This is a genomic window from Melaminivora alkalimesophila, from assembly GCF_000282995.1.
Classification (GTDB): Bacteria; Pseudomonadota; Gammaproteobacteria; order Burkholderiales; family Burkholderiaceae_C; genus Melaminivora; species Melaminivora alkalimesophila.
This window is the reverse complement of the sequence record NZ_ALEE01000241.1, coordinates 1-6,361: the sequence shown is the minus strand read 5'-3', so window position 1 is coordinate 6,361 and position 6,361 is coordinate 1. Positions and strand designations below refer to the sequence as shown.

Here is a 6,361-nt window from a genome sequence, read left to right as displayed (position 1 = left end):
GGCTTGAGGCCTTCGAGCCGATGCGCCGACACGTCGAAGGCATACAGCCGGCCCGTGCCGCGCATGGCCGCACCGATGGCCAGGGTCTTGCCGCCGGCGCCGGCGCAAAAATCCGCCACCATTTCGCCGCGCCGCGCATCCAGCAGCAGCGCCAGCAGCTGCGAGCCTTCGTCCTGTACTTCGACGGTGCCATTGACAAACGCCGGCAGCCGCGCCAGCGAGGGCTTGCCGCCCACGCGCAGGCCCCAGGGGGAATAGGGCGTGGGCTGCGCCTGGATGCCGGCCTGCTCCAGCTCTCCGAGGACCTGCTCGCGCCGGGCCTTGAGCACGTTGACGCGCAGGTCCAGCGGTGCGGGCTGCCCGAGGGCCTCGGCCAGCTGCCAGAAATCCGGCTCGTCCAGCTGCGCGCGCAGCGCCTCGGCCAGCCACTGCGGCAGGTTGTGCCGGTGCGGCGCCAGCAAATCCTGCTGCGGCACCGCTTCGCACTCGGCCAGCCACTGCAGCTCGGCCGGGCTCAGGGCGGCCCGCAGCGACTCGCGCGCGCGGCTGCGGGCCGGGTCGTCGTCGGCATCTGCCGATGCCGCAGCCAGCCCCAGGATGGCCAGGCGCCGGTGCAGCGGCCCGCTGCCCGAGCGGGCCAGCTGCTCCAGCAGCAGTTTTTTGCGCAGTACGACATAGACCGCATCGCCCAGCAAGGCGCGCTCGCGCGGGCCGAGCTGGCGGCGCTCGCGAAAGTAGCGCGACACGACGGCATCGGCCGGGTGCTCGAAGCGCAGCACCTGCGCCACCAGTTCGGTGCAGGCGTCCAGAAGGGCTTTGGGATGCATGGGGGAATTGTCCCACCCGGCGACCGGGGCGGGCAGGCGCTGGCAGGAAGGCGCAACGGCGTCCTACGGGTGGGGCGCGCCGCGCTGGTTAACTTGGGCGCATCACTGTCGCGGCCGGATCCCAGACCCAGGCCGCCAGCCACAAGGAAGGAGCACCCCATGGACTATCTGTTGCAAGGCATGTTCGGCGAGAAATCGCTCACCAAGGTGGTCGCACTGTACGACGACAAGGCAAGCGCCGAGGCCATGGTCGGCCAGGTGCTGCGCCTGCCCGGAATGGAACCCACCCAGGTGCGGCTGCTGAGCCAGGCCGACCTGAAGACCCACCGCGCCGACCTGTTCGGCCGCAAGATGGAGCCCGAGCAGTCGGGCATCTTCCACACCGCGTTCCGCGCCCACCTGGTGGCCGGCTTCGCGGGCTTCGTTTTGGGCCTGCTGCTGTATGCCTACTGGATGGGCACCGGCCACCCGATGCTGGCCAGCAGCCCGCTGCTCGCCTTCATCGCGATCGTCGGCTTCGCCACCACCTTCGGACTGCTGCTGGGCGGGCTGGTCACCATCCGCCCGGACCACGTGCGCGTCATTGCCCAGGTGCGCTCGGCGCTGCGCGCGGGGCGCTGGGCGCTGGTGGTTCACCCCACGGACAGCGAACAGACGCAGCGTGCGCGCGAACTGCTGGAAGGCAGCGGCGCCAAGGTGATGCGCACCCTCTGAGCGCAGGCAGGTCAGGAGGGCTCAGGCGCTGCCCGCCTGTCGCTCCTGGTCGCAGACCGGCCGCCGGCCCAGCAGGTGCGCCAGGATGGCGCGCGGGTAGATTTCGTGCTCCTGCGTCAGCACCCGCGCCGCCAGCGTCTCGGCCGTGTCGCAGGGCAGCACCGCCACCACGGCCTGCTCCAGGATCGGGCCGACGTCCAGTTCCGCCGTCACTTCGTGCACCGTACAGCCCGCCACCTTGCAGCCCGCATCGATGGCGCGCTGGTGCGTGTCCAGGCCCGGAAAAGCCGGCAGCAACGAAGGGTGAATGTTCAGCAGGCGCCCTGCGAAGCGCTCCACGAAGCCCGGCGTCAGGATCCGCATGAAGCCCGCCAGCACGACCAGCGCCGGATCGTGCGCCTCCACCCCCTCGGCCAGCGCGGCATCGAAGGCTTCGCGCGTGGGATAGGCCCTGTGGTCCACCACCGCCGTGGGAATGCCCCGCTCGCGCGCCAGGGCCAGCCCGCCGGCATCCGGGCGGTTGCTCACCACCGCCGCGATGCGGATGCCGTGGCGCCCGGCCCAGTCCTGCTGCTCGGCCGTGCGCGCGATGGCTGCCATGTTGGAGCCACCGCCGGAGATCAGGATGACGATGTTCTTCATTGCTGCGGATTATCCTCCGGCCATGTCCACACCGTTCGATGGCCGCTCCCGGCCCCTGACCTCGACCGAGGCGCGCGTGCTCGCCACCCTGCTGGAGAAGGCGCGCACCGTCCCCGACAGCTATCCGCTGAGCCTCAACAGCCTGCTGAGCGGCTGCAACCAGAAGACCAGCCGCGACCCCGTCATGCAGTTCGCGGAAGGCGAGGTGCTGGAGGCCCTGGACGGCCTGCGCAGCCGGGCGCTGGTGGTGGAGATCGGCGGCGCGCGCGTGCCGCGCTGGGAACACAACTTCCCACGCGGTGTCGGGGTGCCGGAACAATCGGCCATCCTCCTCGCCCTGCTCATGCTGCGCGGGCCGCAGACCGCCGGCGAGCTGCGCCTGCACGCCGAGCGCTGGCACCGCTTCGCGGACATCTCGTCGGTGGAGGCGTTCCTGGACGAACTCGCGGAGCGAAGCGACGCCAGGGGCGGCCCGCTGGTTACCTTGCTCCCGCGGGCCCCCGGCGCGCGTGAAAGCCGCTGGGCGCACCTGCTCTGCGGGCCGGTGGAGGCCGCCACCGCCGCGCCCCCCGCCCCGTGCAGGCCGGACCACCACCACGGCGATGCAGGCGATTCCCTGCCCCAGCGCGTCCAGGCCCTGGAGGCCGAGGTGGAGCGGCTGCGCGCCACGGTAGAGCGGCTGTGCGAGCAGCTGGGCGTATCGGCCGACCCGGGCGCTTGAAGGCTGCCGCTGTCGCACCTCGGACAGCAGGCGGGCGAACGGTCGTGCTAAAACCGCCTGCCGCAAAGGAGACGTGACGCATGGACCTCGCATTCACCCCCGAAGAGCAGGACTTCCGCGCCGAAGTGCGCGAGTGGGTCCGCAGCCACCTGCCCAGCGAGATCGCGCACAAGGTGCACAACGCCCTGCGCCTGACCCGCGAAGACATGCAGGGCTGGGCCAAGATTTTGGGCAAGAAGGGCTGGCTGGGCTACGGCTGGCCCCAGGAGTTCGGCGGCCCGGGCTGGAACGCGGTGCAAAAGCACCTGTTCGAAGAAGAATGCGCCCTGGCCGGCGCGCCGCGCATCGTCCCCTTCGGCCCCGTGATGGTCGCGCCCGTGATCATGGCCTTTGGCACGCCCGAGCAGCAAGAGCGTTTCCTGCCCGGCATCGCCAGCGGCGAGGTCTGGTGGAGCCAGGGCTACAGCGAGCCGGGCGCGGGCTCCGACCTGGCGAGCCTCAAGACCCGCGCCGAGCGCGTGGGCGACAAGTACATCGTCAACGGCCAGAAGACCTGGACCACGCTCGGCCAGCACGGCGACTGGATGTTCAATCTGGTGCGCACCAGCAGCGAAGGCAAGCCGCAGACCGGCATCTCGTTTTTGCTGCTGGACATGAAGTCACCCGGCGTCACCGTGCGGCCCATCAAGCTGCTGGACGGCGAGTGCGAGGTCAACGAGGTCTTTTTCGACAACGTCGAGGTGCCGGCCGACCAGCTGATCGGCGAGGAGAACAAGGGCTGGACCTATGCCAAGCACCTGCTCGCGCACGAGCGCACCAACATCGCCGACGTGAACCGCGCCAAGCGCGAGCTCGAACGCCTCAAGCGCATCGCCAGGACCGAGGGCGTGTGGGACGACCTGCGCTTTCGCGACCAGATCGCGCTGCTGGAAGTCGACATCGTGGCGCTGGAGATGCTGGTGCTGCGCGTGCTCTCGGCCGAGAAGAGCGGCAAGAACCCGCTGGACATCGCCGGCCTCCTGAAGATCCGCGGCAGCGAGATCCAGCAGCGCTACACCGAACTGATGATGCTGGCGGCCGGGCCCTTCTCCCTGCCCTTCGTCCAGGAGGCCATGGACGCCGGCTGGCAGGGCGACTTCCCCGGCGGCGTGGTCGCCAACGCCCCGCTGGCGGCCAGCTATTTCAACATGCGCAAGACCACCATCTACGGCGGCAGCAACGAGGTGCAGCGCAACATCGTCGCGCAGACGGTGCTCGGCTGAAGGAAACAGGAGACAAGACCCATGGATTTCGACTTTTCCGACGGCCAGCAGCAACTGCGCGAGGCGGTGCGCCGCTGGGTGGACAGGGGTTATGGCTTCGAACGCCGCCGCTCCATCGCCGCCGCGGGCGGCTTCGACCGCAGCGCCTGGAACGAACTGGCCGAGCTGGGCCTGACGGCCCTCACGGTGCCCGAGGCGCACGGTGGCCTGGGCCAGGGCGCGGTGGACGCCATGGTGACCCTGGAAGAACTGGGCCGCGGCATCGTGCTGGAGCCGCTGGCGCAGGCCTTCATCGCTGCGCGCGTGCTCGCTGACTGCGCGCCCGAGGCCGTGCAGGCCGATTGGCTGTCGCGCATCGCCAGCGGCGAGGCGCTGGTCGTCCTGGCCCACCAGGAGCGGCGCGCCCGCTACCGGCTGGACGTGTGCGACACCCAGGCGACGGCCACCCCGGAGGGCCATGCGCTGAAGGGCGCCAAGAGCCTCGTGCCGGCCGGGGACGAGGCGGACGCTTTTCTCGTGCCCGTGCTGCTGGACGGGAAGATCGCCCTGTTCCTCGTCGAGCGCAAGGCCCCGGGCGTCGGTACGCAAGGCTACGGCACGGCGGATGGCAGCCGCGCGGCCGAGTTGCGGCTCGACGGTGCGCCGGCCACGCTGCTCACGCAGGAGGGCCTGGCGGCGCTGGAGCTGGCGGTGGACGTGGGCATCGCCGCCACCTGCGCCTACGCCGTGGGCGCCATGGAGCAGACACTTGCGCTCACCGTCGACTACATGAACCAGCGCAAGCAGTTCGGCGTGCCGATCGCCAGCTTCCAGGCGCTGCGCCACCGCGTGGCCGACATGAAGATGCAGCTGGAGCTGGCGCGCTCCATGAGCTATTACGCCAGCCTGAAGCTGGGCGAGCCGCCCGCCGAGCGCCGCCGCGCCCTGTCGCGCGCCAAGGTGCAGCTGGGCCAGTCCATGCGCTTCATCGGCCAGCAATCGGTGCAGCTGCACGGCGGCATCGGCGTGACCGACGAATACGCCGGCAGCCATTACTTCAAGGCGCTGACGCAGCTGGAGATGTGCTTCGGCGACACGCTGCACCACCTGGGTGAGGTGAGCGCGCGGATGGAGGAGACGGCGGGGGTGTTTGCCTGAGGATAGGCTGTTCCCTTGCCAGACCGCAGAAACCGCGCAAGGCGCGGTTTTCCTTTCCTGCCTCAGCTCAGCAGCCGCGACGACTTCGGCACGTGCGCCATCAGGAATTCCATCTGGTCGGCCAGGATGCGGCGGTTGCGCAGGATGAAGTCTTCCCACAGGCTGGGCACGTACGGCGTGTAGAGCAGCGGCATGCGCGCCTGCTCGGGCGTGCGCGGGCCCTTGCGGTGGTTGCAGGGGCGGCAGGCCGTGACCACGTTCATCCAGTGGTTCGCGCCCCCGCGCGCCACCGGCACGATGTGCTCGCGCGTCAGGTCGTGCTCGTGCAGCTGGCGGCCGCAGTAGGCGCACAGGTTGCGATCGCGGGCGAAAAGCTTGCCGTTGGTCAGGCTGGGTTCGAGCTGGAACAGGTTGATGCTCGGCGCGCCGCGCGTGCCGATGATGCTGCTGACCGCGATCTGCGACTGCACGCCCGTGAGCGCATTGTGGCCACCCCGAAAGAGCGCGACGCGCGCGCCCAGCTCCCAGCGCACGTCTCCGGCGGCGTAATGGGTCACCGCCTCCTCCAGCGTGATCCACGACTGCGGCAGCCCCTGGGCCGACAGCTTCAAGACCTTCACAGAAACCTCCATGCGGGCACGGCGGCCCATGATCCCTTCCCGCACAATATACTCCCCCGGGAAAAATCCTGCGCAAGTGCTTGATGGGACTGGGCATTTCGCTATCGAAAGACAAGCAAGCCAATGAAGATCTTCCGCGGCCTCCACCACGCCGGCATCGCCCCCCACTGCGCCCTGACCATCGGCAACTTCGATGGCGTGCACCGCGGCCACCAGGCGATGCTGGCGCTGCTGGCCGGCGAGGCGCAGCGCCGCGGCCTGCCCAGCTGCGTGCTGACCTTCGAGCCGCACCCGCGCGACTACTTCGCACGCGTGCACCAGCGCCCGGAGCTCGCGCCCGCGCGCATCGGCACCCTGCGCGACAAGCTGGGCGAGCTGGCCGCCTGCGGCGTGGACCAGACCGTGGTGCTGCCCTTCCGGCAGCGGCTGGCGAGCCTG

The 6,361-nt window shown here is 70.1% G+C and carries 7 protein-coding genes and 1 pseudogene; 5 read left to right on the top strand and 3 right to left on the bottom strand.

From position 1 onward, the window contains the following. On the bottom strand, positions 1 to 827 hold an 827-nt coding region (locus A612_RS04345; RefSeq protein WP_019373326.1), incomplete at its 3' end, for a hypothetical protein. Positions 828 to 986: 159 nt separating this feature from the next. Between A612_RS04345 and A612_RS04340 the strand changes: the two genes are divergently transcribed. Next, the gene (locus tag A612_RS04340; RefSeq protein WP_019373325.1) at positions 987 to 1,541 is read left to right on the top strand and encodes a hypothetical protein; all 555 of its coding nucleotides are present in this window, start codon (positions 987 to 989) and stop codon (positions 1,539 to 1,541) included. A gap of 21 nt (positions 1,542 to 1,562) precedes the next feature. Here the strand turns inward: A612_RS04340 and purN are convergent, their stop codons facing one another. After that, on the bottom strand, positions 1,563 to 2,183 hold the full coding sequence (purN, locus tag A612_RS04335) for a phosphoribosylglycinamide formyltransferase (protein ID WP_019373324.1): 621 nt from the start codon (positions 2,181 to 2,183) through the stop codon (positions 1,563 to 1,565). Between the two features lie 22 nt (positions 2,184 to 2,205). Between purN and A612_RS04330 the strand changes: the two genes are divergently transcribed. The 3 genes from A612_RS04330 (at position 2,206) to A612_RS04320 (ending at position 5,303) form a co-directional block, all read left to right on the top strand. Further along, positions 2,206 to 2,904, top strand: coding sequence for a YceH family protein (locus tag A612_RS04330; protein WP_040436022.1), 699 nt, complete (start codon positions 2,206 to 2,208; stop codon positions 2,902 to 2,904). 80 nt (positions 2,905 to 2,984) lie between these two features. Beyond that, complete coding sequence (locus tag A612_RS04325; RefSeq protein WP_019373322.1) at positions 2,985 to 4,166, top strand: acyl-CoA dehydrogenase family protein; 1,182 nt, start codon at positions 2,985 to 2,987, stop codon at positions 4,164 to 4,166. A 21-nt stretch (positions 4,167 to 4,187) separates the two neighbouring features. Further along, positions 4,188 to 5,303 (top strand): acyl-CoA dehydrogenase family protein, encoded by a 1,116-nt coding sequence (locus A612_RS04320; protein WP_019373321.1) that lies wholly within the window; start codon positions 4,188 to 4,190, stop codon positions 5,301 to 5,303. Between the two features lie 62 nt (positions 5,304 to 5,365). Here A612_RS04320 and A612_RS04315 read toward each other — a convergent pair whose 3' ends face one another. Next, entirely contained in the window at positions 5,366 to 5,923 is a 558-nt protein-coding gene (locus tag A612_RS04315; protein WP_019373320.1) for an HNH endonuclease, read from the bottom strand. A 123-nt stretch (positions 5,924 to 6,046) separates the two neighbouring features. Between A612_RS04315 and A612_RS04310 the strand changes: the two are divergent. Beyond that, positions 6,047 to 6,361: pseudogene (locus A612_RS04310) on the top strand (bifunctional riboflavin kinase/FAD synthetase); the annotation flags it as partial.

Bases quoted from the DNA above. Each gene is read 5' to 3' on its own strand.
- A612_RS04330 (WP_040436022.1), top strand. From the start codon at position 2,206: ATGTCCACACCGTTCGATGGCCGCTCCCGGCCCCTGACCTCGACCGAG.
- purN (WP_019373324.1), bottom strand. From the start codon at position 2,183: ATGAAGAACATCGTCATCCTGATCTCCGGCGGTGGCTCCAACATGGCA.
- A612_RS04325 (WP_019373322.1), top strand. From the start codon at position 2,985: ATGGACCTCGCATTCACCCCCGAAGAGCAGGACTTCCGCGCCGAAGTG.
- A612_RS04340 (WP_019373325.1), top strand. From the start codon at position 987: ATGGACTATCTGTTGCAAGGCATGTTCGGCGAGAAATCGCTCACCAAG.
- A612_RS04320 (WP_019373321.1), top strand. From the start codon at position 4,188: ATGGATTTCGACTTTTCCGACGGCCAGCAGCAACTGCGCGAGGCGGTG.